The following is a 25,733-nucleotide window of genomic DNA, read 5'->3' as shown; positions in this document are numbered from 1 at the left end:
ACCCCCTTTTGACTCTGTGGTTACTTTTGGTGAACGTTTAGTCACAAAGAGTATCGTAGCATTTGCCATGTAGAGAATCAAGTAATGAGCTTAGAGATTTTAACACAAAAAAGCTGCCGGCCTCCCGGCAGCTTTATGGATCTAAATAATCAACACCACGCTCTGTGAGCTCTTTTGTTCCATGGCGCAGATGGAGATAGACGATTAGGAGCGCAATCCCAGCGGCAGACAAAAGCCCGCCGGCTCCCAGAAGGCTGATCCATTGCCACGGGGCTGTGTTCCATAAGGGAAGAAAAGCCGGCTCCGGGCCGTGCCATTTTGAGTGCAGGGACATACCGGCACTTAAAAGCATCCAGGCGGGGATGAAAAAAAGCAGAAGGTACAGAACGTTGAGAAAGAAGGAGACAACTCCTGTATCGAACCGCACCCGCTTTTGCGGGTTTTTTTCATTGTACGTTCCACCGGCCGCCCCGGCCCACACACCGGAAGCCGCGGCTACCGCTGTGAGGGAAAGCGTCAGCACAAGTCCGGCGAAAAACAGTACGATGTTCCACCTAAAGAGCATAAAGGTGATCAGTTCAAGTGCAGCAATTGCCGCTCCTGTCATGACCCAGTGGCCCAGAAATTTTCCGGTGACAATCTGCCGGGGAGTTACAGGAAGCACCCGCAGCATCCAGCGGGAGTCGCCTTCCCGTCCAAATGCGGCCGCGGCAAACTGCTGCAGACCGAGCAGAATGGCAGGCCCGAGCATAACGTGCACACTGCTCCAGGCAGAGGCAGGATTTGCCCAGGGGGAAGCAAGTGCCGATCCGCTCCCAAAGAAATTAATGAACATTAAAATAAGAATAAGGGCAAATGTGAAGCAGGTGGTCCATTCTTTAGGATTTCTCTGCACGGCCCGCCATTCTTTAAAAGCAATGGCATAGGGAACAGGACGGGCTGCCCCGGGCCGGGCCGATTTGATTTTGTTTCCTGCGGGCTCGGTGGCCCGCTGCCAGGAGGAAAAATAGTGTTTTTCCACGAACCACAGGGAGGCGAGGCTTATGACCGCCAAAGCTCCGAGACAGGCCGCTGTATAAATGGCTCCCGCGCCTTCCCCCTGAAAAGAAGTGAAAAGAGCGGCTGCCGCCGGCTGCGTGGGCAGCCATACGGGAGCTGCTTCAATGGTAAGAGATGTGTTATCGTTTTGCATAATAATGTTTGGCATCTGCGCAGCCAGAACAAACAGCGCTGCAGATATGAAGCTGATTACAGTAGTCAGCTGCTGGGCGCGCTGGGCGGGCAGAATGTAAACCAGAAATAAATTCAATAGAAACGCCAGGCCTGCTCCAAAAACAGACAGGCCGAAAAAAAGAAGGGCAGCGGCCGGATAAAACAGAAGGTGGGCTCCCGAAACGGCCCCGATAATAATGCTGAACCCGGTTAACAATAAAAAGGAAAGCAGAGGGAACCCGGCCCACCCGGTGAAAAACTGCATAGCAAACAGATGCCTCGAGCGGATGGGAAGAGTGAATAAGAACTCAATATCTTTGGAGCCGAACAACAATTGAAAGGTGCGCGGCATGGTCACAAAGGTGATGACAGCCATGATGCTCAGCAGCAGGTAAACGACGACCGCATGCAAGCTTTCCGGAGAGAAAATGTCCCCGGCCGCAGCCATGCCGAGACCAAAGGGAATCATAATGAGCAGGGCCAGGGCTGTCAGAGTGATGTATAATACTTTCCGTCCGGGCGGCAGAGCCTCGTACTGATGGCGCATGGTTTTTTTCTGATAATACCAGAGCGTTTTTATCACGGAATCTCCCCTTCAGAGCCTTCGGCTTCCTGCTGCTCTGTCATGCGCAAAAAGACATCCTCCAGTGAACCCCCTGCATGACTGGCGTGCTCCTGCTTAAGCGCCCCGGGGGTGCCTGTCTGCAGAAGCCTCCCCTGATGAATGATTCCAACCCGGTCACAGAGCTGGTCAGCAACGTCAAGCATATGAGTGGAGAAAAAAACGGCAGTACCCTCTGCTGCGGTTTCACGCAGAATGGCCCGGAGGTCGCGGGAGCTCTTCGGATCGAGCCCGACTGTAGGTTCGTCCAGAAAAATAACAGACGGCTGGTGAATCAGCGCCCCGGTTAAAGCTATTTTCTGCTTCATGCCATGGGAATACGTCTCCATTAACCTGCCGGCGCTTTCTGTTAAATCAAACCGGTGCAGGAGCCTCTCTGCATGCTCTATCCATATATTTTTGTCGAGTTTAAATACAGAAGCAATAAACTGAAGAAATTCCCATCCTGTGAGCTTTGGATAAATATCTGGTTTATCAGGCAGATAGGCAAGCTGCTGCTTTGCTTCGAGTGCCTGGCTTTTAATCGATTTGCCATGAATGTATCCGTCTCCGCTGCTTGGTTCAAGCAGGCCGGCGAGCATTCGCATCGTCGTTGTTTTACCGGCCCCGTTTGGTCCGAGAAAGCCAAATATTTCATGAGCATGGACATCGAAACTCAATGGGTGTACGGCAGTGGCCCCTTTAAATTGTTTTGTCAGCTGGTTAACTTCTACTGCGGGAGAATCATGCATGTCGGGCCCTCCTTTGTATGATATGCTGTGGAAAAGATGAAAAGACATGTTCATCATAAATGATATAGAAAATAATGGAAATGATAAAAAGTGTACCGTGTAAGGAGGCAGAGAGACTGAAATGACCTACGAAGAACTGGCGGATAGACTGGACCGCACGTCTGACGGTGAAATGATTGGTTTTTTGATGGTGCCAAAAGCGCACCGGAAGCAACAGAAAAAAGTGAACAGCTATTTAAAGGAACGCTACGCTGCATCTGATTCCGATTCCTTAAAAGACATTGTGGAGCACTTTTGTGAAGAAAACCTGGAACCTGGGGAGAGCCGGGAAATTGAGTTTTATCCAACGGAAAAATTAACCTAGCCAAACGGGGGAGACGCATTGAAACCAAAAACAGTGATGAATCTGGCTACGCTTATTAACGGCATCGGCGTATTTTTATTTATTTTAGCCAGTGTCCCAAACTGGATTCCCGCGATTTTATGTTTGTTTGGGTGCACGCTGCTTGTGTTTCGCAAGCAGGCAGCAGACTGGTGGAATAAAAACATTACTAAAGAACCGGAAAAGTGAAGGCAGCTGCGCTTGAGCGGCTGCCTTTTGGATTCACGTCGTACGGGCGTAGGTCCATTTGCGCCACAGGTATTCCATTGGCCCCTGGGAAAATTTCTTCACATACCAATGGCTGCCGGCGAGCTGGAGAATATAAATGATTAACGCTGCAGTGAACCCGCCAGTAACAGAAACCTCCCCGAACAGCCCCAGGCCGTAGCCATGAAATAAGAGAACAGCAATAACAGTCTGCAGCAGGTAGTTTGTTAAAGCGAGTCTCCCCATGGAGGCGAACGGAAGCAGAAGCCGGCGCAGGCCTGGTTTTTTTACGGCCAGCACAAAGGAGGACACGTAAAACAGCATCATCACCGGTCCGGCGATATAATTCAAACCATCTCCGAGGCCGGTGCTGAGGCCGTCGGGAAGGGCTGTCCATTCCTGTTTAAATGCTGTAACCACAGCATTTAGGACAAAACCAAGCCACAGACTGTGTATCCAGAGGCGCTTCCATGATTTTATATGGGACGCGGCTTCTGTAAACATGCTCCGGCGTCCAAAATAAAAGCCGATGAGAAATAATCCAAGAATGAAAGGCACAGAAAACGGAAGCTGCAGCAGGACGAATACGACTTCATTACTCAGCCGGTAGGATAAAATATCGCTGTAGGAGCCGTTTCTCATTACAGAAATCCCCGAAGCAACTGACTGCTCGGCGGAGGCTCCGGGATTCATTGAGGCAGTACCCGCGGAGGCTGCAGTTAAAAGAAGCGTCATAAAGAATCCGGAAGCAAGGATAAGCCCGAGAGCCCATGCTAAAACTGCTTTACTGCTTCTATAAATAAACATAAGCAGAAAGAAGCCAGTCACCGCGTATAAATGAAGGATGTCGCCTGACCATAAAAATACGAGGTGAATCATGCCGATAAACAGCAAAAAAAGAAGCCGGCGCTGAAAGATACGGTCAGCGGAAAGGTTTTTTTCTACCAGACGCTTGTGGAACATATAAAATCCGAGCCCGAATAAAAAAGAAAACAGAGGATAAAATTTTCCGATCACAAAAAAGTCCAGCAGCGTATTAATAGTTTGATCGGCTGCTGTGGTCTCCGTGAGGCTGGTATTTACCATGTCTGCGTACTGGCTGAAGCCTAAAGCCTTAAAGGCAGCCATATTTGCCAGTATAATGCCGAGCAGGGCAAAGCCTCTCAGCATGTCGATCGTATGTATACGTTCTTTTAGAGATACCGCCTGGGTCATCTGATTTCCTCCTTCTTAGGAACTGGATCCAGTATACCAAAACTACGTACAGAGAAAGAAAAGGTTGCGGTAATTCTTTAAAGAAAGATTACACGGGAAAAAATGAGGGTAGTAAAGAAGTATGGAAAATATGTTATTTCTCTACAGCTCTGTATAACGTTAAAACATTCATAAATAACTATCAGTCGAAATAAAGAAAGAAAAGGAGAGATACATTGAGAACAATAGAAATTAATATTTTGGAAGATGAAATGCACGGCACGATTGATGAAACGCACAAGTTCATGTTCAGGAAAACGGAAGACCGGTCCAAAAAGACATTCCCTTTTGGTTTATTTAAAGGACATGCAAAGGAAAACTCGAATGCTGCTTACCTTGAGATCTATCAGGAAGAACAGCGGGTGCTTTACTGGGAGCTTGAAGATTTTCAGGATAAGGATTCCCTTGTGTTTACCCGGGAAGGGCTGCTTGAGGAAGGAGAATGGAAGCCAGAGGAACTTACGCTTGAAGGGCTTCGCGTAGAATTTTACGAACCTGAATTATAACGCTTTGTACATAACAGGAATCAGCTTCTAAGACTAATACCTCTACGTCCTTGTTATGGTAATTTTAATATTTTACCACCATATGGGAGGGGTTTGATGCTTAGTTTTTTGATTGGACTGCTGATCGGAGCTGTTTTTTCCGCCGTGATTTTTTTCATAAAAGCCCAGCGTACTGTACGTGTACAAAGCCAGCAGGAAATTGTCCACCGGCTGCTCGCCAGTGAACGCAGGAACCGTTTCGATGTACGGAGTATGAAATGAATACAGAAAAAGGACCGGTGCTTGAAAAAAGTGTCCGGTTTTTTATGTTGGTTTATTTTAATAAAAACGCAGGTTAAACGCAGATTATTGAAATTAAATGATTGAATGAAGCGCATGGGCGGGAAAGAGATAATAGAATATCATTTATCAAGGTGATATTTGTGGGCACAATGGCCGGCCTTCCCGGGGAGGTAGGCCTTTATTTTTCAATTAATACATAGATCTTTTTCCGGGATCTTTGAATATAATCGGTATACATCAAGAGGAGGAGAGGACAATGGCGGAAAACCAATCAAATGAAGATCTCAAAGAACAGCAGAAGCAGTTGGGAAGCTACCTCGGAAAGCTATTACGGGACCACTTTGGGAAGGGGCCTGAATCGGTTTACGTCAGCATTGATCCTCATTGTATCGTAATGCATATCCGCAAATTTCTGTCCCCGATGGAGCAGGTAATCATGGGACAGAGGAATCAGGAAGCCGTGGAAGAGCTCCGTGAGACGATGATGGAGCAGATTCTTCCTGAAGTGAAGCATCACCTGGCGAGAATCGCAGATATAGAAGGCTGGGAGTTTTATTTTGACTGGAATATTGAAAACCGGTCGGGTATGATTACTGCCTTGAACTCGCAGGAATTGAAAGTCAAACAAGAGCAAAAAAGACCGGAATACGAAGAAAATATTAAAAGAAAAGTGAATGACGTCAGTGCTAGAACAGAAAAAATTCCTGATGATATCGCAATGTACCAGATTAATGAACGAACATTAATAGCGGCACGGACAGGTATTTTAATCCTGATCGAAAAGGAGTTAATCAACCTGGGCCATGGAGCAAATCTGAAAACGGCGAAGCGCCACCTGGAAAAACAGCTGCTAAACGAAATACGCTTCGATCGTCTGTTCGGAGCGAAGGTACATGATATTTTCGTAGACTGGGATTTTGATAATGACACAAGCGTTGTCGTATTTGTTACGGATCCTGTGCCGGAAGCGAAATAACTGTATGATATATGTAAGGTCATGCCGGAGGTGCGGCATGACCTTCTTTGTGTCCACTGCAGGATTAACGCACGACGGCTTCACTTTGAATTGTCTGGGCGAGACGTTTAACAGTACCGAGCATCAGCAGGCCGCTGCCTTCTGCGCTCAATGGATAGCCGAGAGGAACAGTGCGGCGGAGCAGCTGGGCATACATCTCCGGCTCGGAAATTCGCCGGCCAAAGCCTGCTTCCGCCCAGTTGGTTACAAGGGCAAGGGCACCGGAAACATGAGGGGCTGCCATAGAAGTGCCGCTCAGCCTGGTGTAGGAGCTCCCCACATACGTAGATAAAATCGAAGCCCCCGGCGCTGTGAGGTCAATTTCATCGTTGGTATTTGTAAACGGGGTCAATTCGTTGGAAAAGTTGACAGCCCCGACCTGAATAACTTCATTATAGGCGCCGGGATAGGCAAACTCTTCAGTATCAACGTCCCCGTCTCCTTCATTTCCAGCGGCGCAGACAACAGCAATATCGGCCGCAACTGCTTCTTTAATGGCCTCATGGAGCTCAGGAACGTCCTGTGGACCGCCGAGAGACATACTGATCACACGCACCCGTTCCCCGTTGCTGCCGCGCCAGGAGACAGCGTAGCGGACGGAGTCGATAATTCCCTGCATGCTCCCGCTTCCTGATCCGTTCAGTGCTTTCAAAATCAGCAGTCTGGCCTTAGGAGCAACTCCGGCTATACCGAAGCCGTTGTCGGCAGCGGCGATAGTGCCGGCCACATGAGTGCCGTGCCCGTTATTGTCTTCAATAATCGCTGGATTCCCCCGGTAGTCGCTGGTGAAATTGCGCCCGCCGATAATTTGCTGCTGCAGATCAGGGTGATCCGTCTGGCAGCCGGTATCAATAACTGCGATAACATTGCCCGCTCCCTGAGACGTTTCCTCCCATTGCGGCGGTGCTTCGATCATTTCCACTCCCCCCGGCACGTAGGATGCGGCAGAGATACCGCTCTCTTTTCGGAACGGAACTAAAGATACATAGCTCATAATAATGCCTCCTCATCAGGATGTATTAGCGTTTCCTGTTATGAAAAGGCATGATCAAAAGAAAAAGTAAACCAAAATAGAATAAATTGAATTTAAGAAATAACATTCGAATATATCAAAAAGGATGTAAGGTTCTCTCCCATAAATACAATCTTAGTGGTTTTTATATGGTTTCATATAACATATAAAAAGAAAATAGGAGTGGGGCAATGAAAGAACCAAAAGATTTACAGGAGTCTATGTTATTAGACAGTGCAGAAAAGGCCTCTATAACTTGGGGAGAAAAATTGAAGGCTCTCGGCCCAGCTGCTATTGTAGCTGCTTGCATTTTAGGACCGGGGACAATTACTACTGTCTCTGTGGCGGGGGCGAGCTATGGTTTTCAAGTAATGTGGATCCTGGTTATAGCTTCTTTAGCAGCTTATTTTTTTCAGCGGCCAGTAGTGAAATTTACGGTGCAAACCCGAATGGCAGCAATGGAGGGTATTCGCGAATATATGGGAAAGGGATGGGCAATAACGCTTTACATAGCACTTCTTTTAGGTGCAATCGCATTTCAGGCGGGGAATTTTACTGGTGCTGCTCTCGCCTTAAATTTTTTTCTTCCCTCCATATCTGTAGTGGCCTGGGTTAGTATATTAGCCTTAATGGCTTTAGCTATTTCTTGGATTGGCGTTTATAAACTGTTAGAAAATATAAATAGAGTTTTCATCGGGCTGATGGTAGGAGCATTTGTATTGACCGTTTTTGTTTCAGGTCCAAGTATCACTGAGATATTTACTACCGGATTTTCATTTCAAATACCGGAGAGTAATTATTGGTTAATTTTAGCTTTAATTGCGACCACTCTGCCCCCAAATACTGCTTTAGGGCTTTCAGCTTTTATCAAGAAAAAATATGAAAATGATTTTAGAACGCCCCGGGCGAAGCAGATGGCTCTTTCTTATTTCGATCTTCGTACAAATGTAGCAATAACTGCAATAGTAGCTATTTCTATATTAATTTGTGCCGGAGGAGTAATATACGGAACAGGTGCTGTAATTGAAGGTGCTGGAGACATGGCTTATCAGTTAACGCCCCTGCTTGGTCAATATGCGGGTGTATTATTTGCAGTTGGACTCTGGGCAGCTGGTTTTTCTTCAGGGTTATTTAATATTTCTGTACAGCCGGCGCTTCTTGGGCAGGCATTGGGTCATTCAGAAGAACCTAAAGCTATTGCAAATCGGCTTATGATGTTAATCGCAGGTGTTACACCGATTTTGATCGTTTATGCTTTTGGAGAGACACCTATCCAACTGATTATGACAGCTCAAGCTTTGAATGGGTTATTGCTTCCAGCTATTGTTGGTTCTATATGGGTTTTGTGTAATAAACGCAGATATTTAGGTGAATTAGCTAATAATAAACCACAAAATATTATTTATGGTTTAGTAATGTTAATGGTTTGCTTTTTAGCTATTCGCGTATTCTTAAATATCTTTGGTGTTATTTAAGTAAATTAGCCTGTATCGCAAAGCGGTGCAGGCTTTAAATTGCCCGAAAAACACTTTTGCGACGCCCGCACCGCATGCACTTATAAATAAATTTGGAATTGATATCCGGGTCCCGGCCAACGGCCTGATATTTATGCAGTTGAATGCGGCAAAGTAAGCTTCTTTCTTTGTTCTTTTTACTGGAAGTGAATAAAAGCAGCAGCGAGCCACTGATAAATATCGGGAGAGCAAAAATATAACCATCTCCGTGCTGCATAAATAAATATCCATAAAGCACGAGGCTGATAATAATCAGCGAAACACCTAGAGAATGCAGTCTTTGAATCATAAATATCACCCCCAAAATTAAAATATATTTAATATGAATTATCTTCCTTTAAAAACAGTATGCAGTAAAAAATCAGGACTGGGCTTCCCCAGTCCTGAAGGATGTTACATTATTACTCTGCTTGAGCCTGATCGATGCATTCCTTTGCCGGCTCTGCTGCAGCAGGAACTTCTACATCTTTGCCGTTTTTATACTTTTGAAGTACAGAAATCAGCTGACCGCGGTTAAAGCCGGAGTCATTTTTGTTTGGATTGCCGTTTGGCACCAGTTCATGCACTTCATCGATAATACATTCTTTTGTGACATTCTCAACGGGAGCTTCCGGTTCTTCAGCGGCCGGTTCCCCGACTTCAAGGCTGATCCGCCCCTCTGTTTCATAATCCACGGCACCTTCTGTTTCCATTAAGAATTCAGCATAGGTGATCATGCTGTTGGTCACAAGTCCGGCATCAGGCTGGATAATTTCCCCTTCGAAATTATAGCCGTCCCCGCCGTCCGCGAGGAAGTTTGGCAGCGCGACCGAGTAGGTTTCCGTGCTTTCGACCGGTTCTCCGTCAATAGTGAGCTCGGCTCCGTTAAATGCACCGTCTTCGGTCGTATAAATGGTATAGTTCAGTCCGGAGGTCTGCAGGTCCACCTGCTCACTGCGGTTGTAGGACTGCTCAATTACATTCTCAAGAGCTTCCCCGGTCATATTCATTTCAACGATATTATTTCCAAATGGTTCAATGGAGTAAATATCTCTTGCAGTAATATCTCCAGGATCGATGCCAGCCCGCAGGCCTCCGTTATTATAAACGGCAACGTCTGTATCTGTTGTGTAGCGCATGGAATCAGTCCAGAAGTTACCAAGCGGAGCGTCTTCCTCATAGCGGCTGTCTCGCGACAGGCCAGTATTTGTTTCCCCAATGACTTCTCCGAGCAGTTCATCTGCTTCTGCTATATAATCATCCGCCTTCGCCTGAACATCTTCATTCACCGCTTCTATGCTTTCAATGTCGTGCAACTGCCCTTCAGTATTTGTTACTTCTCCGGTTTCATCATCAATGGTAAAGGTCATTTCTCCGATAAAGTCGAGGCTGGAGCCTGCCTGGGCAATAGGCGTGCCATTCACAACGGCTGGCTCTTCAAGGACGGTATGCGTATGGCCGCCAATAATGGCGTCAAAAAAGTCCACGTCCTCTGCGAGCTGCTCATCCTCGCTGTAGCCTATGTGGGTGAGGGCAAGAAAAAGGTCTGCATCTTCTCCAAGACCTTCGTATGTCTCTGCCACCCCTGCATAATCATTGTCAAAGCCGAGGCCCTCGATGCCGTCAGGTGCTGTGGCAGGTGGTGCCTGAGTCAGTCCAAGAAGAGCGATATCGATGCCGTTAACGTTAATTTCATCATAGGCTGCGGGTTCTTCAATAGGAATCGAGCTGTCTTCAATGGATGTATTGGCACTGATCCAGGTGAAATCACTGTTTGATTCATTCTGAGCGAAGACTTCCTGGCCGTAATCGAATTCGTGATTGCCGATCGTCATCGTTTCAAGTCCGACATCGTTCATTAAGTCGACCATCGGAGCGCCGTCCTGCAGATCAACTACAGGGTCACCGCTGAAAATGTCTCCGGGGCTGACAAACACGACGTGATCTGATTCTGCTTTTTTCTCATCAATGTAGCCAGCAAGCTTTCCCATATCCTCAATGGATGAATGGATGTCATTGGCATGGATGACTGTGACCTCCGTTTCCCCCTCTGCTGCCCCGGCACTGGCTGCGGGCAGTACGAAAGCAGCGGCAGAAGCGCCGGCGGCAATCCCCCATCGTAAATATGAATTGTTCATGCAATCCCCCCTGATATGTATAAAAGAACTATTTAAAATGTAAGAAAATTTTGATCTTTTGCCAATAAGCAGGAGTTACTGCTTGTAAACAATGAAAAAAAGAGAGAGCATGTACCCAGGGGCTGACAGACTTATACTGCAGCATTTGAAAAAATTCATAACCATGCCCTCTATTTTTTCACATCCAAAGTCGTGATTCTTTTAGATTATCAAGCCGGCTTTTCCGTCGGTCTGCCTCGTTTAGCCATGAATACGTATGTTGCGAGAGCTAACGCACTCATCAAAAAGATGGTGAGTCCCATGGGAACGGCTGTCTCTTCGCCCGCAATGCCAACCATAGGAGCCGTTACGGCGCCGAGTACAAAGGGCAGAAGACCTAAAAGCGCTGAGGCGCTGCCGGCGATATGACTCTGGGTTTCCATCGCAAGGGAAAACGACGAAGTAGCGACAAAGCCGATAGAGGTAACAAAAAACAGAATAGGCAGTACAATGCCCCAGAGCGGGCCTTCAAAAATAACGACCACAAGCAGAGCAAGACCGGCGACAAACGCCATCACAAGTCCGGATTCAAGAAATATTTTTTCAGGAATAACTGAGGCAAAGCGGCCGACCATAAATGTTCCCAGCAGAAGGCCGAGTCCGTTTAACCCAAACAGAATACTAAACACCTGAGGGGACACGCCGTATATATTTTGATAAATAAACGGGGTGCCGGCCACGTAGGCAAAAATACCACCGATCATAAAGCCCTGGGACAGAGCGTATCCCGAAAACTGCCTGTCTTTAAGAAGGGATAGAAAATTGCTGAAGGTAGCTCCGAGATTGCTCGGCACCCGGTCGTCTGCAGGAAGGGTCTCGCCTAAACGGAAAGCCGTAATCAGCAGCAGGATGGTACCTAGTATAGAAAGCGTTAAAAAGATTCCGGGCCAGCTGGTGAAAAGGAGAACCCCGCTCCCGATAGAAGGGGCGAGCAGCGGCACAAGGTTGTTAACGAGCATCAACAGGGCAAACAGCTTCGTGAGTTCGGCCCCGCTGCTGACGTCCCGGACGATTGCCCGGGAAATAACGAGTCCGGCTGACGCAGCAAAGCCCTGTATAAAACGCCCGGCGATCAGGATGAAAATATTCGGCGCAAAAATACAGGCAGCTGACGCAGCAATATAAACGATAAGTGCGACAATCAGCGGCCGGCGCCGGCCATACACGTCACTGAGGGCCCCGGCGACAAGCTGGCCAACGCCGAGCCCGAGCAGACAGGCCGTTAAACTCAGCTGTACGATAGAGGCACTGGTTTCGTAGGAAGCAGTAATATCAGGAAGGGCGGGAAGGTACATATCAATAGTCAAAGGAATCAGTGCTGCAAGTGCTCCGAGCAGGACAACAAAACGGGCCCGTCTGAAGCCGGTTAATTGGTTCATATATGTAAGCCGCCTTTCTAAGCGAAAATATAAATAAATGAAAAAGCTTAAACCTGCTTCAGCTTACCTAAAAAAAGAAGAGATGGAAAGTTTTTTGCCCGTTCTCATAAAAAGAGACCGGTTCTACAAGCATATTTTTTGGGAAAATAAGGCGTATGAAGCCGCTTCTCCGTTATAATAAAGATAGATATTGAGGAGGAAGGCGTCATGAAAACAAAATTAAAACACTACGCTCTGCGGATGACATTTACGGTGAGTGCCGCTATTTTGATTCTGCTGCTTTCGCGTTTTTATCTTCATCTCGACCCTGAGGATGTGAAAGGGTGGATGGAAGGCATCGGTTTTTTAGGCCCCGTGGTGGTGCTTCTGCTATTTGCCGCCCGACCGTATCTGCTTGTTCCTTTACCAGTATTCGCTGTGGCTGTCGGCTTCTTTTTCGGACACTGGCTGGGAGCGCTCCTGATTTTTCTTGGAGCCGTTCTGGGCGCGTCCATTTCTTTTTTTACGAAAAGACGCAAGGCGGGAGATTTAAATTTAGATGATAAAAACATGGAAGAACTTGATAAAATCAAGGAAGAGCTAGAGGAGCACGGCTTCAAATTTTTATTAATGCTCCGGCTCATCCCGGTGCTTCATTATGATTTATTAACGTCCCTCAGCGCCCGTCTGGACGTAGGCTGGCGGCAGTATCTGGGTGCAACCCTGGTCGGTACTATACCAAGGGCTGTCCTGCTTGGCTTTTTTGGCTCGAGTATTCTTTCTTTTGAGCCGATGAAAATGATTATCCTTGGAGTGATTGCGGTAGTGATAGCTGTGCTCGGCTATATACTTAAACGAAGGGTAGAGGACGAATTTGACACCGAAGAACTAAAGGAAGAAACGAAACAGCTGCAGCCGCCGGTATGAATGCATCCGGGCCGCAGCAAGAAGGGGAGAAAAATATGGATCTGCAGCTTGCAGGGAAAACGGTACTTGTACTGGCATCAAGCCGGGGGCTTGGAAAAGCAACGGCTGCCGCATTTGCAAAAGAAGGCGCTGATATCATGATTACGGGCCGCTCGGAGGAGAGCCTGAAAGAGGCGGAAAAAGAGCTTCAGTCTCTAAGCGGGCGCGGCCGGGTTGGCTATTATGTATGCGACATTACGAAAGAGGCACAAATTAAAGCGCTTGTGGAATACATCGTGGAAGCATTCGGTCCGGTCGATGTGCTCGTTAATAACGCCGGCGGTCCTCCTGCGGGCACGTTTGATGACTTTGATGACGATGACTGGCGGAAGGCGTTTGACTTAAACCTGATGAGCTTCGTACGTGCAACACGTGCAGTGCTGCCGTCAATGAAGGAGAGCGGTGGCGGACGGATTGTCAACATTACGTCTTCTTCGATGAAACAGACGCTGGATAATTTAATTTTATCGAATACATTCCGGGCCGGCCTGATGGGTCTTGCCAAAAGTCTTTCCCAGGAGCTCGCCCCGCACGGCATTCTCATTAATTCCCTGGGTCCTGGAAAAATAGCTACAGACCGTGTGGCAGAGATTGATGAAAAAAAAGCCGGACAGATGAATAAGAGCGCGGAGGAGGTGCGCAGGGAGTCGGAAGCATCGATCCCGCTCGGCCGATACGGGCAGCCGGAGGAGTTTGCGGCGCAGGTCGTTTTTTACGGCTCCTTCGCCAATACCTACGTGACCGGCCAGACACTGCTCGTGGACGGCGGGCTGATAAAGGCGCTGTAAAGCTTATACCCTGCGCTGCCGGATAACATTTAAGCCATTTTTCATCAGAAGAAGCCCTAAAGATAAAATGGGAGGAAAGCCAGGGGCGGTGTTCCGGCCTTTACTCAGCCGGGCAAGCTGCTGGTTATACCACGCAAGCTCCATAATCCCGAGGTTATCAATAAACGGCAGGCCGGTTTTGACAGGAGCAATCCGTGGGACAGGAGCTTTTGAAAGAAGCCTGGTTGGATAGTCCGGGCACGCAGCCATTGGCCTTGCCAGACCGATGAAATCGGCTGCTCCTGACTGGAGCGCGCTGTCCATCGCCGGCCGGGTGCGGAAGCCTCCGGTTAAAATTACCGGAACCTCTGTGGTCTGCTTCAGGCTTTCGGCATATTCGAGGAAATAAGCTTCACGCCGAAGCGTAGAGGCAGACGCATTTTTTCCGAATAACTCCGGACGTTCGTAAGTGCCTCCGGAAATTTCAATCATATCCACTCCAAGGTGTTCGAGCTCTTTAATTACATACTGGGACTCCTCCTCCGAGAAGCCGGCTTTCATAAAGTCCGCACTGTTAATTTTTACTCCAACAGGAAACTCAGGTCCCGTGGCCTGGCGGACAGCGTTAAAAATTTTACGCAAAAAGCGGAAACGGTTTTTAATCGAACCTCCCCATTCGTCGGCACGCTGATTATGGCGGGGCGAGAGAAACTGGCTGATCAAGTAGCCATGGGCGGCGTGAATCTGAACGCCGGTAAAGCCGGCACGTTTGGCCAGAGAGGCGGTATGGGCAAACTGCCGGATGATTGTTTCTATCTCTGGATGGGTTAAAGCCCGGGCTTCGGGAAAGAAGCGCTGGATCCCTGATTCAAATGGTAAAGCCGAAGGGGCTACAACTTCACGGGCAACACCTTTTGGCACCTGTTTGCCCGGGTGGTTGATCTGCATCCATAAATGGGTGTCATTATATGTGCCGGCACTGGCCCAGGCGCGGAACAGGCCAAGCTGCTTTTCGCTCTCAAGCACGACGTTTCCCGGCTCCCCAAGCGCCTGCTGATTGATCATCACGTTCCCGGTAAGGAGTAACCCCGCGCCTCCTTTGGCCCAGGTGTGGTACAGCCGGAAAATGTCAGCGCCCGGCAGGTGGGCTCTTGTAGCGAGTCCTTCGCTCATGGCTGATTTAACGAAGCGGTTTTTAAATGTCACATTTTTATTATGTAATGTAAACGGGGAAGCGGCGGTGACGTCCGTCAACATGATCCTCTCCTTACTGCTTCGAATGGGTTGGGAAAAATTAAGCGGAGCGCGCATGTTACGCGCTCCGCTTGTTTTATTACTGGTCGTGGGAAATCACAATTTTGCCGAAAAAGTTTTGGCTCTTCATATGGCGGTAGGCCTCCTGGGCCTGTTCAAATGGATAGACCGTATCAATGACCGGCGTCAGCTGATGGGCAGCGATGGCGCGGTTCATGGATTCAAACATGTCCCGGCTGCCGACACCAATTGTTCTTGTGGAAGCTTTTCCGAACAGATCGTAGTAATCGATTTTGTCCCCGGTTCTTGTGAGCACGCCGATTAAAGCTACTTCTTCGCCAGGGGCGACTGCTTCAATGGATTGATGAAATGAAGCAGGACCAACCACTTCGACGACACGGTTTACCCCGCCGTTGGAAAGCTCTTCTGCACGCTTGCCCCAGTCCGGGGTGTCATTGTAGTTGATGATGTTGTTAGAGCCGAGCTCCTCGAGCTTTTCCTCTTTCCAGCTGCTCGAGGTGGTGGAAATAACGCGAAGTCCCAGAATTTTTGCCAGCTGTACGGCGAACACGGAAACGCCACCGGTGCCAAGCGTCAGAACAGTATCTCCGGGACCGGTTGGAGAAGGACCGTGAAGAGCGTTCCAGGCAGTGACAGCGGCGCATGGAAGCGTGGCTCCCTGCTCGTACGTAAGATGATCAGGCAGGCGCACAAGCTCCTCCGGATTGATGACTTTATAATCCGTCAGCCAGCCGTTACTGTGTGTGCCATACGGCTCCATATAGGAAGGGCGCTTTCCGCCGAACCATTCCCGTGTGAAGTTTCCGGCGACCCGGTCTCCGACGCGGAAGCGGCGCACGTCTTCGCCTGCTTCAACAATTTCCCCGGCGCCGTCCGACAGCTGCACGAGATTTTCCCGCAGCTCGCCCGGATAGTTGCCTTCGATCATCGCGAGGTCACGGTAGTTTAAGGAAGTAGCTTTCACCCGGACAAGCACCTCTCCCCGCTGCACCTGCGGCATGGCTTCTTCTGTCATCTCCAGATTTTCTATGCTTCTCGGCTCCCGAAGCCGAAAAGCCCGGTTTTGTACTGATGCCATTGTATAGCCTCCTTGGATGTTTGGACTCCTTACTGTTCATTCCCCGGGGAACGATTTTTTAAAAGAGACGGGCGTGATTTTATGCAAAAAGTTATACTGAAAGCATGACCGGATATTTTTCTGTAAAAAAACAGAAATTTTATTACGTTTAATAAAAAAGGGGGCCCGGGGTGCGGAAAAACACAGCTATGACCGAAGTAGAAAATGTGATTGTCCACAAGGCAGCAGAGTTCGAGGGATATACTGTTTTATTCTCGATCCACGGCCAGCGCTTTCAATTTTTGATAGCCGACGGAAAGCCGTTATTTCCGTTAAATGTACTTCATACGTTTCCTGAGAAAGATGTATGCAGCCAGTGTGGGAAAAAGGTGCTGCAGGTGCCAGTGGGCCAGCAGGTGTGCAGAGCTCTTCAGCACCGGAAGAAAGAACTGCTCGCCTATATGGAGGAGCATTTCCTGTGGGGACCGGCAGGGCATATTTAAATACAGCAGGAGGATCGGTATGTACAAACTAATAGCCGTAGATATGGATGGGACCATGCTGAATGATCAGCACGCACTGACGCCGGAGGTTATTCAGGCGGTCCGGGAAGCGAAAGCAGCCGGCATCAAAATCGTACTTTGTACCGGTCGGCCGCTCCCGGGTGTTCAGCGTTATGTTGATCAGCTGTCACTTCGGGAGGAGGGGGACTATATTGCTGTATTTAACGGCGCGCTTGTCCAGGAGACATTCGCAAGCCGGGTCGTCAGCCAGCTCGATATGCTGTATGAAGACGTTATGGAGCTTGAGCATCTGAGCCGGGAGCTCCCCATAGCTATGCAGTACTTTAGTGAAAAGCATATTTACACGCCGCAAAAGGATATTGATAAATACACGGTGCTTGACGCTTATCTGAATAGTATACCTTTGCGCGTGCGCACACTTGAAGAGGTCGGGCCGTCTGTGGCTCTGCCGAAGGTGATGTTTGTCGGCGATAAAGAAGACATTGACCAAACAGAGCTTTTACTGCCGGAGAAAATTAAAGCGAGAAATGAAATTATGCGCAGTACGCCGCATTTCCTGGAATTTCTTCATCCAAAAGCAAGTAAGGGCAACGCAGTGATGGATCTGGCAGTCCGGCTCGGTATCGCCCGGGAGGAAGTGATGTGCATCGGGGATAACGGCAACGATTTATCTATGATAGAGGCAGCAGGGTGCGGGGTGGCGATGGGAAATGCCATTCCGGAAATCAAGGCAGCCGCTGATATTATTACGTTGACAAACAATGAAAACGGAGTGGCAGAGGCCATTAACAATGTCCTGCTGCAGTCCCGTTAAGTAAAAAAAGCCTTTATTCCGCGCGGAATAAAGGCTTTGCCTGTATTTCCCGGGAAATCCCGGCTATTCGAATGGATAGCGGAAATTCCACTGCCGCCGGGATTCATCCATGAGTGCCATCACATCAGAGGAGTACTGCAGGATGGAGCCATAGTCCCGGCTGGAGACGGACCGTTCCATTTCCCGGATTTCATAATGCAGGGCTTTTGACGTCTCGCCCTGAGTAACGCGCTCGCTTTCTCCGCTTGTATACTCGATGACTGCTTCGTCGGCCCGGGGAAAGTTGTCGACAGTAATTGAGCCTTTATCACCGGCAATAATCCCTCTTTTGGGGAGCCTGGAGCTGAAGGAAAGCTGGACTGTCGCGATCTGGCCCCGGCTGTTTTTTAAAACGATGCCCGACTGGTCATCGACACCGCTCCCGGCCATTTCGCCAATGGCTGTTACCTCCTGTGGCTGCTCCTGCAGGAAAAAACGGGCAAACGACAGGGCGTAAACGCCGATATCAAGCATCGCGCCCCCGGCAAGGTCCGGGTTAAAGAAGCGGTTGGTGGTGTCATACTCTTTAATAGTGCCAAACGTGACGTTAATAGAGCGCACGCTGCCGATTACCCCGTCTGCGATCATTTGCTGCAGCTTCCGGTGGAGCGGATGATAATACAGCGTCATCGCTTCAAGCAGCACCAGGCCCCGGTCGGAAGCAAGCGCAGCCAGTTCATCGAGCTGCTGCTTGTTAACGGTAATGGCCTTCTCGCAAAACACGTGCTTCCCGTTTTCGAGGCACTGTCTGGCAATCTCATAGTGATTCGTGTGGGGAGTGGCGATATAGACGATATCAAGCGCTTCGTCCTCAAGGAATGTCTCCAGCGAATCAAACGGGTGCCCGGTGTTAAAATCACCTGCAAAGCTTTCAGCTTTATCCATGGTTCGGGAGCAGACGGAATGAATACCGCCATGCTCATCGTTTAATGCTTCTGCAAATTTTCCGGCGATATTGCCGGTGCCGATGATGCCCCAGTTAAAGCTCATATGCGTCACACCTTTTCATTTAGTTGTTTACCCGGCTATTATAACGCAGTCGAAGAATGATAAGGGGATAATTTCCAGTTAAACAGTGCAGAAGAAATTTATTTGGCCTGCTTCCGGCTGATTTTATCGTACGTATCTTCGTGGCAGATAACGAAAAGCTGTGCGTCCTCCGGAATACGTTCGTCGAGCTTATGGTTAATATTTAAATCATCGTGGTCAGATACAAGGGTCGCCCCCTCCTCCAGCAAATCCATATAAGCTTCCCGGTACGTCCCCCAGGAGGGGCGTTTAGGTATTTCATACAAATCCTCTCCGTGTCTCTTGGATAGCAACTGAGACACGATCCTTGAGGTGCCCCGGCTGAAGGCGGAACGAACGGCCAGCTGTGAGATCATTTCTGAGCTGACGATAAATTCATCCACGTCCACATGGGTGAAGTTATGAATATTATTTCGCTCCTTCACCTCTACGATGGTATAAATGTCTTTAAAGTGACGCTGGATATTGGTGGCAATTAATAATGATTTTCCGTCGATGTAGGAAGGGTCGTGGATATATTCCCCGCTGATGGTGATTTCATTGGGGAAAATAAATACTGCCCGGGCTTCACTGATATTTGCCTGCTCGAGTACTTCTTTTTCGGCCGGATTGCCGCGGACGTAAAACAGGCGGTCATGATGATACGGTGTTTCTTCATACTGATCGATAAGTACGATTTCAATATTTTTTTCCGTGTTTAAAATTTCCTGGATCGCGATTTTCGCATGCTTGCTCCAATCAGCAATGACGATATGATTTTTGCCGTTGTAATCCAATTTTCCCCGCTCCTTTCTGCGGTTGTACACATATATAAAATCAATAATCTTGCTGATTACAATAGAAATCAGGCCGATGCCGATCAGGTACAAAAAAATGCCGTACAGCTTTCCGGGCACCGTCTCCGGCACGTAATCCCCGAACCCGACAGTGGTGACAGAAGTCATGACCCACCAGAAGCCGTTGAACGGGCTGCCGAATTCTTCAGGCTCTATGTAATAGATCGCAAAGGAACTTCCCCCAATCACAAGGGCAGTAATCATAAAAATAACCGCTGTATTCACATTAACCAGACGTTCAAACAACTTATTAAAAAACACCCGGGCCGCCTCCTTCCTGCTAAAAGTACTATTACCCCCATTGAAGCTGCTAAAATCTAAAACTTTAAAGTAAAAATTTTAGTAAAATATTTATTTCAGCTTAGCTTTCCGTTATACTGATAAAAAGAATGAAGGAGGCTATTTCATGGATGCAGCGGTATTGAAAGAATTTGAACAACAGTTTTCCTGCCGGGCGGAACGGCTGTTTTTTGCTCCCGGCCGTATCAATGTCATTGGCGAGCATACCGATTATAACGGGGGATTTGTGTTCCCGTGTGCAATTACAAACGGCACATATGCAGCAGCGGCCGGCCGGAGTGACCGAAAGCTGAGGCTGTTGAGCGGCAATTTTTTAGACGATGGAATGATAACGCTCTCATTGGATGAGCTTTCATTACAGGAGAAAGACGGCTGGGCAAACTACCCGAAAGGGGTATTTGCCATTTTGGCAGCGGAGGGCTATCAATGTGAAACCGGCTATGATATTTATTTTTCCGGCAATATCCCAAATGGGGCCGGCCTGTCCTCGTCAGCGTCGATTGAGCTGGTTACAGCCGTACTGCTGAATGAATGGGAAGGCTGGGGGCTCCCCATAAAAACCCTTGTGCAGTACGCCCAGCGGGTGGAAAACGAGTATATCGGCGTTCAGACCGGTATTATGGATCAGTTTGCGATCGGATTTGGCAAAGACGGGCACGCCATGCTGCTTGACTGTGGAACGCTCGAATATGAATACGCTCCGCTTCCGACAGATAAATATACTATTTTGATTATGAACACGAATAAGTCCAGAGAGCTTGCAGATTCAGCGTATAATGAGCGGCGGGCCGAATGTGAAGAAGCATTGGCAGAAATGCAGCAGCACCGGAATATTACGAGCCTTTGTGAGCTATCGGTGGAGGATTGGAACCAGCTCAGCCGGGAGGTCAAAAATGAAACAGTCCGAAAAAGAGCCCGGCACGTTATTTACGAGCACGACCGCACGAAGCAGGCACCAGCCATGCTGAAGGCGGAGAATTATGAAGCGTTTGGCCGGCTGCTCAATGAGTCACACCGCTCGTTAAAGGAGGATTATGAGGTAACCGGCCCCGAGCTCGACACGCTGGCCGAAGCAGCCCAGAAGCAGCCCGGCGTGATTGGCGCCCGGATGACCGGAGCGGGATTTGGCGGCTGTGCGATCGCTTTTGTAGAGCATGGTCAGGCCGGAGAGGCGGAGAAAAGGGTTGCAGCAGCCTATGAAAAAGAGACAGGCTTCAAGCCTTCGTTCTACAAAGCTACCGCCGGCGGGGGAGCCCGGGAGCTGGCACGGGCCGGGCAGAAGTAAGCGAAAGGAGAGGTTCTATGGCCATGGAGGTGGATTCAGCTGTCATGTCGCTCGTCGACTGGGCAGAAGAACATAAATTAATTCATGCAGAGGATAAGGTGTATGCACGTAATCAGCTGCTGCGGGAGCTTCACCTCGAAGCGATTGATGAAAATGCAGCTGGCGGGCCAAAGCCGTTTGAGGAACTGCTCGGGCAGCTCACCTCCTACATGGTGGAGGCAGGGATCGTGGAGGATTTGCTCGACAGGCGGGAGCAGGCCAAAGCAGACATCATGAATATTTTTCTTCCCCGGCCTTCTGACATTCAGCGGACCTTTGAAGAAAAGTACCGCCGGGACCCGGTCGAAGCAACCGATTATTTTTACTGGCTGAGCCGGTCCTCCAACTACATTCAGATGGACCGGGTAGCCAAAAACGTTCATTTCCCGTATGCATCCTCCTATGGGACGGTCGATATTACGATCAATTTGTCCAAGCCGGAAAAAGATCCGCGTGATATTGAAGCGGAAAAGCAGAAGAGTGCGCCGGTGTCGTACCCGAAATGCGTGCTGTGTAAAGAAAATGAAGGATACCCGGGGCGGCTCGGCCATCCGGCCCGGTCGAACCACCGGTTGGTCCGGACAGAGCTTGAAGGGGAGATGTGGTATCTGCAGTATTCCCCGTATATTTATTACCCGGAGCATTCCATTCTTCTCAGCGAATACCACCGGGATATGAAAATTAACCGGGAAACCTTTACCCGCCTGCTTGGATTTGTAGAGCAGTTTCCGCATTATTTCATGGGCTCAAACGCCGATCTTCCGGTAGTGGGCGGATCGATTTTATCCCATGATCACTACCAGGGCGGAAGGTACACCTTTGCTCTGGAAAAGGCAGAGCCGGAAACTGTTTTTGACGTGCCGGATTATCCGGGTTTAACTGTGGAAATTGTTCACTGGCCGATGAGCGTCCTGCGGCTTCGCTCGGAGGAGCAGACAGGCGTGATTGAGGCTGCGGAAGCTGTAAGGAAAACGTGGCAGGATTATAATGATACGGAGCTTGAGATAGAAGCTTACTCCGGTTTAGAACCGCACAATACGGTAACACCGATTGCAAGGAAAAACGGTACGGCCTGGGAAATGGATATAGTGCTGCGCAACAACCGGAAGACCAATCAGCATCCGTACGGCCTGTTTCATCCACACGAGGAAGTGCATCATATCAAAAAAGAAAACATCGGACTGATCGAAGTCATGGGATTGGCTGTTCTTCCGGCAAGACTTCTCGGTGAGCTCGATCAGATCGCTGAGTTTGCTGCAGGACTTGGGGAGACTGTGCCCCGGCAGCACGAGATGTGGGCTGAAGAGCTTCGCGGTAAGCTGGAGGGACGGCCGAAGGCTGAAGTACGGCAGGAGGTCGAACAGGGCGTCGGCAAAAAATTTATGGAGGTGCTGCATCACGCAGGCGTTTTCAAGCAGGATGCCGCCGGACGCCGAGGATTTCTTCAGTTTTTATATGCTCTGCCCTTAGAGCTCAAAGAAAAATAAAAGGAAGCTGATGACATGGCAACGATAAAGGATATCGCAAAAGAAGCCGGCGTGTCGATAGCGACCGTTTCCCGGGTGCTGAATTATGATGACACGCTCTCTGTAGCGGAAAGCACGAAGCAGCGTATTTTCCAGACCGCCGAAGCGCTGAACTACACAAAGCACGCAAAACGCAAACAGGCCGTTCAGTCCCTTACTATCGTTTACTGGTACACCGAACAGGAAGAGCTTGAAGACCTGTATTACCTGTCGATCCGCCTGGGCATTGAAAAGCGCTGCGATGAGCTGGGTATCCGGGCACGGCGCCTGCTGCTTGAAGAATTCCTGGACCAGGAAGCGGCCGAAAGCGAGCCGGTCATTGCTGTAGGCAAATTCAGCCCGGCGCAGGCGGCACGCCTGCAGCATGTGAGCACGCAGCTCGTCTTTGTGGATTCGACTCCGGATGAAGAGACATTCGACTCCGTTATTGCCGATTTTCAGCGTGTGACGGAAAAAGTTCTTTCGTATCTCCGGGAGCTTGGTCATAGCCGTATCGGCTATCTGGGCGGGCGGGAGTCCTACCCGTCAGAAACCGCAATGATTCCGGAGCCAAGGGAAGAGACCTTCCGCCGGCTGATGACCGAAAAAGACCGCCATACGGCGCCCTGGATGCGAACGGGCCGCTTCACGGTTCAGGATGGTTATGATTTAACAAAAAACGAACTGGCCGCTGAGGCCGCAGAAACGAGACCGACAGCTCTGTTTGTGGCCAATGACACGATGGCAGTAGGATGCCTGCGTGCGCTCCATGAAGCGCAGATCAGAGTACCGGAAGACATCAGTGTGGCCAGCGTCAATGACGTCAGCGTGGCGAAATTTGTTTATCCGCCGCTTACGTCCGTGAAGGTTTACACAGAGGTGATGGGGGAGACGGCGGTGGATCTTCTGCTTGAAAGGCTCGATGGACGGAGAACGGTTCCCAAAACGGTGCTTGTGGCCACCGAGCTGCAGAAAAGAGAAAGCTGCGGCCGGTATTTACCATGATTATCCTTCGTTTTGCGAGGAACCGAGCGCTTTCATGAAATAGGCGGTGGGGAGAAGAAGCCCCAGAGCTGCTTCCAACAGAGCAAATACTCTGGCGGTACCGACAGGGACAAAGTCACCGTAGCCGACAGATAAAATAGTGACGCCGCTGAAATACAGACAGTTTAGGAAATTGGATTCAGCGGTAGTGTCGGTAGGATCATTGATCTTAAAGACAGTTTCATAAAAAGAAAGAAAGTAGTACAGCAAAGCAAAGGCAAACGTTAGGCTCAACATGACCACAAACAGCTTGTAAAACATAGCCGGACTGAACTTTGTCTGTTTATATGTTTTGTTTGTGAAAAAATAATACAGATTAATCAGTACAAAAATAACTGTGAGACCGAGCAAAAGACCGGGCAGCATATGGTATCCCCCTTCTATGGAACAAAGCTAAATTTCCGTACCCGTTTTATTTGTTTCAGAAAACATATTTCTATTACATCAAAAGGGGTATAAAATAAAAGTAAGCTTTCCATCAATCAAAAAAGGAGCGTGTACGATGAGTGCGAAAAGAGTATTGATCGTGGCCGGTGATGCCGTGGAAGCGCTGGAGGTGTATTACCCGTATTTTCGGTGCATGGAGGAAGGATTTCATGTGGATCTGGCAGCAGCCAGTGTCAAAAAGCTGCATACGGTAATTCACGACTTTGAGGACTGGGAAACGTATACGGAAAAGCCGGGGTATGGCATCGAAGCGAATATCGCTTTTGAAGACGTAAACGTCTCTGATTACGACGCGCTGATTATCCCGGGAGGAAGGGCACCGGAGCACATCCGGATGAACAAGGACCTTCTTGAAATCGTGAAGCATTTCTTTGAAAAGGATAAGCCAATTGCGATTATGTGCCATGGAAGCCTTGTGCTGACACCAATTGCAGAGGTGGCAAAAGGAAGAAAATTGACCGCTTATCAGGCGTGCAAGCCGGAAGTGGAAAGCATGGGCGCAGAGTATATCAATGAAATGGATTACGTGGACAAAAACCTGGTTTCCGGGCACGCATGGCCGGATCTGCCTGCCATTATGCGGGAGTTTGTGAAACAGGTGAACGATGCCCCGGTAACAACGTAGGACGAAACTCGGGCGGGCCGGCTGGATAAGCCGGCTTTTTTTGATGGCTGTTCATGCTAAAATGGAGCTGAATTACATAGAAGAAAAGAGGACAAGGAAATGATGGAAGCTGTTTTACTGCTGCTCACAGGCATATTTGCCGCTGCCTGCGGTTCGCTGGTCGGACTCGGCGGAGCGTTTATTATTGTACCGATACTTGCACTGTTCTTTCCGATGCCGGCCTCGGATATTGCCGGCACCTCGATGGCAGTTCTTTTGTTTACTGCCATTTCAAGCACTTGGACGTATTCGAAGCAAAAAAGGATTGATTATAAAAGCGGTGTCTATTTTGCGCTTGCCATGATGCCGGGCGCAGTCTTTGGCGCGTGGCTGACTCAGTTTTTTGATACAGATACGTTTTATACTGCGTTTGGCATCTTTTTGTTCTGTATGGCCCTGTTTTTGCTGTTCCGTCCGAAAAACAAACAGCGGAGCGCCGGCAGGCCGACGACAAGCCGGACGTTTACAGACCTTACCGGACATACATATGAATACTCATACAATCGATGGATTGGTCTGTCGATTGCGCTGGCTGTCGGCGTTATTTCAACGTCGTTTGGTGTCGGGGGAGGCTCTGTTATGGTGCCTACCATGGTGATGCTTCTAGCTTTTCCGCCCCATATTGCGACGGCGACCTCGATGTTTTTGATGGTGCTTTCGGCGGCAGTAGGAACGGCGGCGCATGCCTGGTTCGGCCACGTGCAGTGGGAGAGTGTGCTCTGGCTGGCGATTGGGGCTGTAGTCGGCGGCCAGATTGGTTCTGCGCTTGCAGCAAAGCTGCCGGGGGCTATTATTCTGCGCGTGCTGGCCATCAGTCTCATCTTTGTTTCGTTAAGGCTGATTTTCGGAAGCTCATAAAAAAAGATCCCCGCTCGCATCGAGCCGGGATCT

27 protein-coding genes are annotated in these 25,733 nt (G+C 49.1%); 15 read left to right on the top strand and 12 right to left on the bottom strand.

All coding sequences use genetic code 11. The annotated features are described in order from the left end of the window. Positions 1-133 precede the first annotated feature (133 nt). Both ACTRXG_RS06980 and ACTRXG_RS06975 read right to left on the bottom strand, forming a co-directional pair. A complete protein-coding gene (locus ACTRXG_RS06980) occupies positions 134-1,795 on the bottom strand; it encodes a putative ABC transporter permease subunit (protein WP_474284434.1) in 1,662 nt (553 codons plus the stop codon). Further along, complete coding sequence (locus ACTRXG_RS06975; RefSeq protein ID WP_474284433.1) at positions 1,792-2,565, bottom strand: ABC transporter ATP-binding protein; 774 nt, start codon at positions 2,563-2,565, stop codon at positions 1,792-1,794. Before ACTRXG_RS06975 ends, ACTRXG_RS06980 begins: the two co-directional genes overlap by 4 nt. Before the next feature lie 121 nt (positions 2,566-2,686). On the opposite strand from ACTRXG_RS06975, the gene ACTRXG_RS06970 reads away from it, so the two are divergent. Continuing rightward, positions 2,687-2,929, top strand: coding sequence for a hypothetical protein (locus tag ACTRXG_RS06970; RefSeq protein ID WP_022793068.1), 243 nt, complete (start codon positions 2,687-2,689; stop codon positions 2,927-2,929). Between the two features lie 18 nt (positions 2,930-2,947). Further along, complete coding sequence (locus ACTRXG_RS06965) at positions 2,948-3,136, top strand: hypothetical protein (protein WP_462865824.1); 189 nt, start codon at positions 2,948-2,950, stop codon at positions 3,134-3,136. Positions 3,137-3,169: 33 nt separating this feature from the next. Here the strand turns inward: ACTRXG_RS06965 and ACTRXG_RS06960 are convergent, their stop codons facing one another. Further along, positions 3,170-4,369 carry a DUF418 domain-containing protein gene (locus ACTRXG_RS06960; protein ID WP_474284432.1) on the bottom strand — a complete coding sequence of 400 codons (1,200 nt, stop codon included), beginning with the start codon at positions 4,367-4,369 and terminating at the stop codon, positions 3,170-3,172. A 215-nt stretch (positions 4,370-4,584) separates the two neighbouring features. Here ACTRXG_RS06960 and ACTRXG_RS06955 point away from each other — a divergent pair, with 215 nt between their 5' ends. The 3 genes from ACTRXG_RS06955 to ACTRXG_RS06945 all read left to right on the top strand — a co-directional run bounded on the left by ACTRXG_RS06955 (position 4,585) and on the right by ACTRXG_RS06945 (position 6,172). Then, complete coding sequence (locus ACTRXG_RS06955) at positions 4,585-4,914, top strand: hypothetical protein (protein WP_474284431.1); 330 nt, start codon at positions 4,585-4,587, stop codon at positions 4,912-4,914. A 96-nt stretch (positions 4,915-5,010) separates the two neighbouring features. After that, positions 5,011-5,175: a hypothetical protein gene (locus tag ACTRXG_RS06950; RefSeq protein ID WP_474284430.1), complete on the top strand. Its 165-nt coding sequence runs from the start codon at positions 5,011-5,013 to the stop codon at positions 5,173-5,175. A 277-nt stretch (positions 5,176-5,452) separates the two neighbouring features. Next, positions 5,453-6,172, top strand: coding sequence for a Na-translocating system protein MpsC family protein (locus ACTRXG_RS06945; protein WP_474284429.1), 720 nt, complete (start codon positions 5,453-5,455; stop codon positions 6,170-6,172). Between the two features lie 64 nt (positions 6,173-6,236). Here ACTRXG_RS06945 and ACTRXG_RS06940 read toward each other — a convergent pair whose 3' ends face one another. After that, positions 6,237-7,205: a S8 family peptidase gene (locus ACTRXG_RS06940; RefSeq protein ID WP_474284428.1), complete on the bottom strand. Its 969-nt coding sequence runs from the start codon at positions 7,203-7,205 to the stop codon at positions 6,237-6,239. Positions 7,206-7,414: 209 nt separating this feature from the next. Between ACTRXG_RS06940 and ACTRXG_RS06935 the strand changes: the two genes are divergently transcribed. Next, a complete protein-coding gene (locus tag ACTRXG_RS06935; RefSeq protein ID WP_474284427.1) occupies positions 7,415-8,698 on the top strand; it encodes an Nramp family divalent metal transporter in 1,284 nt (427 codons plus the stop codon). Positions 8,699-8,732: 34 nt separating this feature from the next. Here ACTRXG_RS06935 and ACTRXG_RS06930 read toward each other — a convergent pair whose 3' ends face one another. The 3 genes from ACTRXG_RS06930 to ACTRXG_RS06920 form a co-directional block, all read right to left on the bottom strand. Further along, positions 8,733-9,026 carry a hypothetical protein gene (locus ACTRXG_RS06930; protein ID WP_474284426.1) on the bottom strand — a complete coding sequence of 98 codons (294 nt, stop codon included), beginning with the start codon at positions 9,024-9,026 and terminating at the stop codon, positions 8,733-8,735. Between the two features lie 112 nt (positions 9,027-9,138). Then, entirely contained in the window at positions 9,139-10,854 is a 1,716-nt protein-coding gene (locus ACTRXG_RS06925) for a bifunctional metallophosphatase/5'-nucleotidase (protein WP_474284425.1), read from the bottom strand. Positions 10,855-11,063: 209 nt separating this feature from the next. Beyond that, positions 11,064-12,272 (bottom strand): multidrug effflux MFS transporter, encoded by a 1,209-nt coding sequence (locus tag ACTRXG_RS06920; protein ID WP_474284424.1) that lies wholly within the window; start codon positions 12,270-12,272, stop codon positions 11,064-11,066. Positions 12,273-12,479: 207 nt separating this feature from the next. Here ACTRXG_RS06920 and ACTRXG_RS06915 point away from each other — a divergent pair, with 207 nt between their 5' ends. Then, positions 12,480-13,178, top strand: coding sequence for a TVP38/TMEM64 family protein (locus ACTRXG_RS06915; protein ID WP_474284423.1), 699 nt, complete (start codon positions 12,480-12,482; stop codon positions 13,176-13,178). 35 nt (positions 13,179-13,213) lie between these two features. Next, positions 13,214-14,005 carry an SDR family oxidoreductase gene (locus tag ACTRXG_RS06910; RefSeq protein ID WP_474284422.1) on the top strand — a complete coding sequence of 264 codons (792 nt, stop codon included), beginning with the start codon at positions 13,214-13,216 and terminating at the stop codon, positions 14,003-14,005. Between the two features lie 3 nt (positions 14,006-14,008). Here the strand turns inward: ACTRXG_RS06910 and ACTRXG_RS06905 are convergent, their stop codons facing one another. Both ACTRXG_RS06905 and ACTRXG_RS06900 read right to left on the bottom strand, forming a co-directional pair. Next, positions 14,009-15,241: an NADH:flavin oxidoreductase/NADH oxidase family protein gene (locus tag ACTRXG_RS06905; protein ID WP_474284421.1), complete on the bottom strand. Its 1,233-nt coding sequence runs from the start codon at positions 15,239-15,241 to the stop codon at positions 14,009-14,011. 76 nt (positions 15,242-15,317) lie between these two features. Further along, the gene (locus ACTRXG_RS06900; RefSeq protein WP_462865808.1) at positions 15,318-16,337 is read right to left on the bottom strand and encodes a zinc-dependent alcohol dehydrogenase family protein; all 1,020 of its coding nucleotides are present in this window, start codon (positions 16,335-16,337) and stop codon (positions 15,318-15,320) included. Positions 16,338-16,507: 170 nt separating this feature from the next. Here ACTRXG_RS06900 and ACTRXG_RS06895 point away from each other — a divergent pair, with 170 nt between their 5' ends. Together ACTRXG_RS06895 and yidA are read left to right on the top strand one after the other, a co-directional pair. Continuing rightward, on the top strand, positions 16,508-16,819 hold the full coding sequence (locus tag ACTRXG_RS06895; protein ID WP_474284420.1) for a hypothetical protein: 312 nt from the start codon (positions 16,508-16,510) through the stop codon (positions 16,817-16,819). A gap of 19 nt (positions 16,820-16,838) precedes the next feature. Beyond that, positions 16,839-17,654, top strand: a complete 816-nt coding sequence (yidA, locus tag ACTRXG_RS06890) for a sugar-phosphatase (protein ID WP_474284419.1) — start codon at positions 16,839-16,841, stop codon at positions 17,652-17,654. Between the two features lie 63 nt (positions 17,655-17,717). Here the strand turns inward: yidA and ACTRXG_RS06885 are convergent, their stop codons facing one another. Both ACTRXG_RS06885 and ACTRXG_RS06880 read right to left on the bottom strand, forming a co-directional pair. Then, complete coding sequence (locus ACTRXG_RS06885) at positions 17,718-18,683, bottom strand: Gfo/Idh/MocA family protein (protein WP_474284418.1); 966 nt, start codon at positions 18,681-18,683, stop codon at positions 17,718-17,720. A 98-nt stretch (positions 18,684-18,781) separates the two neighbouring features. Continuing rightward, positions 18,782-19,819, bottom strand: a complete 1,038-nt coding sequence (locus tag ACTRXG_RS06880) for a potassium channel family protein (RefSeq protein WP_474284417.1) — start codon at positions 19,817-19,819, stop codon at positions 18,782-18,784. Between the two features lie 145 nt (positions 19,820-19,964). Between ACTRXG_RS06880 and ACTRXG_RS06875 the strand changes: the two genes are divergently transcribed. The 3 genes from ACTRXG_RS06875 to ACTRXG_RS06865 are packed head-to-tail and all read left to right on the top strand — an operon-like array spanning position 19,965 to position 23,692. Next, on the top strand, positions 19,965-21,143 hold the full coding sequence (locus ACTRXG_RS06875) for a galactokinase (RefSeq protein ID WP_474284416.1): 1,179 nt from the start codon (positions 19,965-19,967) through the stop codon (positions 21,141-21,143). Positions 21,144-21,160: 17 nt separating this feature from the next. Then, entirely contained in the window at positions 21,161-22,669 is a 1,509-nt protein-coding gene (locus tag ACTRXG_RS06870; RefSeq protein ID WP_474284415.1) for a UDP-glucose--hexose-1-phosphate uridylyltransferase, read from the top strand. A gap of 15 nt (positions 22,670-22,684) precedes the next feature. After that, a complete protein-coding gene (locus ACTRXG_RS06865) occupies positions 22,685-23,692 on the top strand; it encodes a LacI family DNA-binding transcriptional regulator (protein WP_474284414.1) in 1,008 nt (335 codons plus the stop codon). Here the strand turns inward: ACTRXG_RS06865 and ACTRXG_RS06860 are convergent, their stop codons facing one another. After that, positions 23,693-24,097 (bottom strand): ion channel, encoded by a 405-nt coding sequence (locus ACTRXG_RS06860; RefSeq protein WP_474284413.1) that lies wholly within the window; start codon positions 24,095-24,097, stop codon positions 23,693-23,695. It abuts the gene before it with no gap. A gap of 136 nt (positions 24,098-24,233) precedes the next feature. Between ACTRXG_RS06860 and ACTRXG_RS06855 the strand changes: the two genes are divergently transcribed. Then, entirely contained in the window at positions 24,234-24,803 is a 570-nt protein-coding gene (locus tag ACTRXG_RS06855; RefSeq protein ID WP_322525474.1) for a DJ-1/PfpI family protein, read from the top strand. 99 nt (positions 24,804-24,902) lie between these two features. Then, the gene (locus tag ACTRXG_RS06850) at positions 24,903-25,700 is read left to right on the top strand and encodes a sulfite exporter TauE/SafE family protein (protein WP_474277865.1); all 798 of its coding nucleotides are present in this window, start codon (positions 24,903-24,905) and stop codon (positions 25,698-25,700) included. The last annotated feature ends 33 nt before the right edge of the window (positions 25,701-25,733 follow it).

This window comes from Marinococcus sp. LNSP9103-4 (assembly GCF_056034345.1).
The sequence above is the reverse complement of the archived record's forward strand: the minus strand, read 5'-3'. Positions and strand labels throughout refer to the sequence as shown.

Excerpts from the sequence above, each read along its gene's own strand:
- ACTRXG_RS06875 (WP_474284416.1), top strand. The coding sequence starts at position 19,965 with ATGGATGCAGCGGTATTGAAAGAATTTGAACAACAGTTTTCCTGCCGG.
- ACTRXG_RS06945 (WP_474284429.1), top strand. The coding sequence starts at position 5,453 with ATGGCGGAAAACCAATCAAATGAAGATCTCAAAGAACAGCAGAAGCAG.
- ACTRXG_RS06855 (WP_322525474.1), top strand. The coding sequence starts at position 24,234 with ATGAGTGCGAAAAGAGTATTGATCGTGGCCGGTGATGCCGTGGAAGCG.
- ACTRXG_RS06920 (WP_474284424.1), bottom strand. The coding sequence starts at position 12,272 with ATGAACCAATTAACCGGCTTCAGACGGGCCCGTTTTGTTGTCCTGCTC.
- ACTRXG_RS06850 (WP_474277865.1), top strand. The coding sequence starts at position 24,903 with ATGATGGAAGCTGTTTTACTGCTGCTCACAGGCATATTTGCCGCTGCC.
- ACTRXG_RS06960 (WP_474284432.1), bottom strand. The coding sequence starts at position 4,369 with ATGACCCAGGCGGTATCTCTAAAAGAACGTATACATACGATCGACATG.
- ACTRXG_RS06925 (WP_474284425.1), bottom strand. The coding sequence starts at position 10,854 with ATGAACAATTCATATTTACGATGGGGGATTGCCGCCGGCGCTTCTGCC.
- ACTRXG_RS06900 (WP_462865808.1), bottom strand. The coding sequence starts at position 16,337 with ATGGCATCAGTACAAAACCGGGCTTTTCGGCTTCGGGAGCCGAGAAGC.
- ACTRXG_RS06915 (WP_474284423.1), top strand. The coding sequence starts at position 12,480 with ATGAAAACAAAATTAAAACACTACGCTCTGCGGATGACATTTACGGTG.
- ACTRXG_RS06865 (WP_474284414.1), top strand. The coding sequence starts at position 22,685 with ATGGCAACGATAAAGGATATCGCAAAAGAAGCCGGCGTGTCGATAGCG.
- yidA (WP_474284419.1), top strand. The coding sequence starts at position 16,839 with ATGTACAAACTAATAGCCGTAGATATGGATGGGACCATGCTGAATGAT.
- ACTRXG_RS06910 (WP_474284422.1), top strand. The coding sequence starts at position 13,214 with ATGGATCTGCAGCTTGCAGGGAAAACGGTACTTGTACTGGCATCAAGC.
- ACTRXG_RS06930 (WP_474284426.1), bottom strand. The coding sequence starts at position 9,026 with ATGATTCAAAGACTGCATTCTCTAGGTGTTTCGCTGATTATTATCAGC.
- ACTRXG_RS06935 (WP_474284427.1), top strand. The coding sequence starts at position 7,415 with ATGAAAGAACCAAAAGATTTACAGGAGTCTATGTTATTAGACAGTGCA.
- ACTRXG_RS06970 (WP_022793068.1), top strand. The coding sequence starts at position 2,687 with ATGACCTACGAAGAACTGGCGGATAGACTGGACCGCACGTCTGACGGT.
- ACTRXG_RS06905 (WP_474284421.1), bottom strand. The coding sequence starts at position 15,241 with ATGTTGACGGACGTCACCGCCGCTTCCCCGTTTACATTACATAATAAA.
- ACTRXG_RS06870 (WP_474284415.1), top strand. The coding sequence starts at position 21,161 with ATGGCCATGGAGGTGGATTCAGCTGTCATGTCGCTCGTCGACTGGGCA.
- ACTRXG_RS06860 (WP_474284413.1), bottom strand. The coding sequence starts at position 24,097 with ATGCTGCCCGGTCTTTTGCTCGGTCTCACAGTTATTTTTGTACTGATT.
- ACTRXG_RS06885 (WP_474284418.1), bottom strand. The coding sequence starts at position 18,683 with ATGAGCTTTAACTGGGGCATCATCGGCACCGGCAATATCGCCGGAAAA.
- ACTRXG_RS06950 (WP_474284430.1), top strand. The coding sequence starts at position 5,011 with ATGCTTAGTTTTTTGATTGGACTGCTGATCGGAGCTGTTTTTTCCGCC.
- ACTRXG_RS06975 (WP_474284433.1), bottom strand. The coding sequence starts at position 2,565 with ATGCATGATTCTCCCGCAGTAGAAGTTAACCAGCTGACAAAACAATTT.
- ACTRXG_RS06940 (WP_474284428.1), bottom strand. The coding sequence starts at position 7,205 with ATGAGCTATGTATCTTTAGTTCCGTTCCGAAAAGAGAGCGGTATCTCT.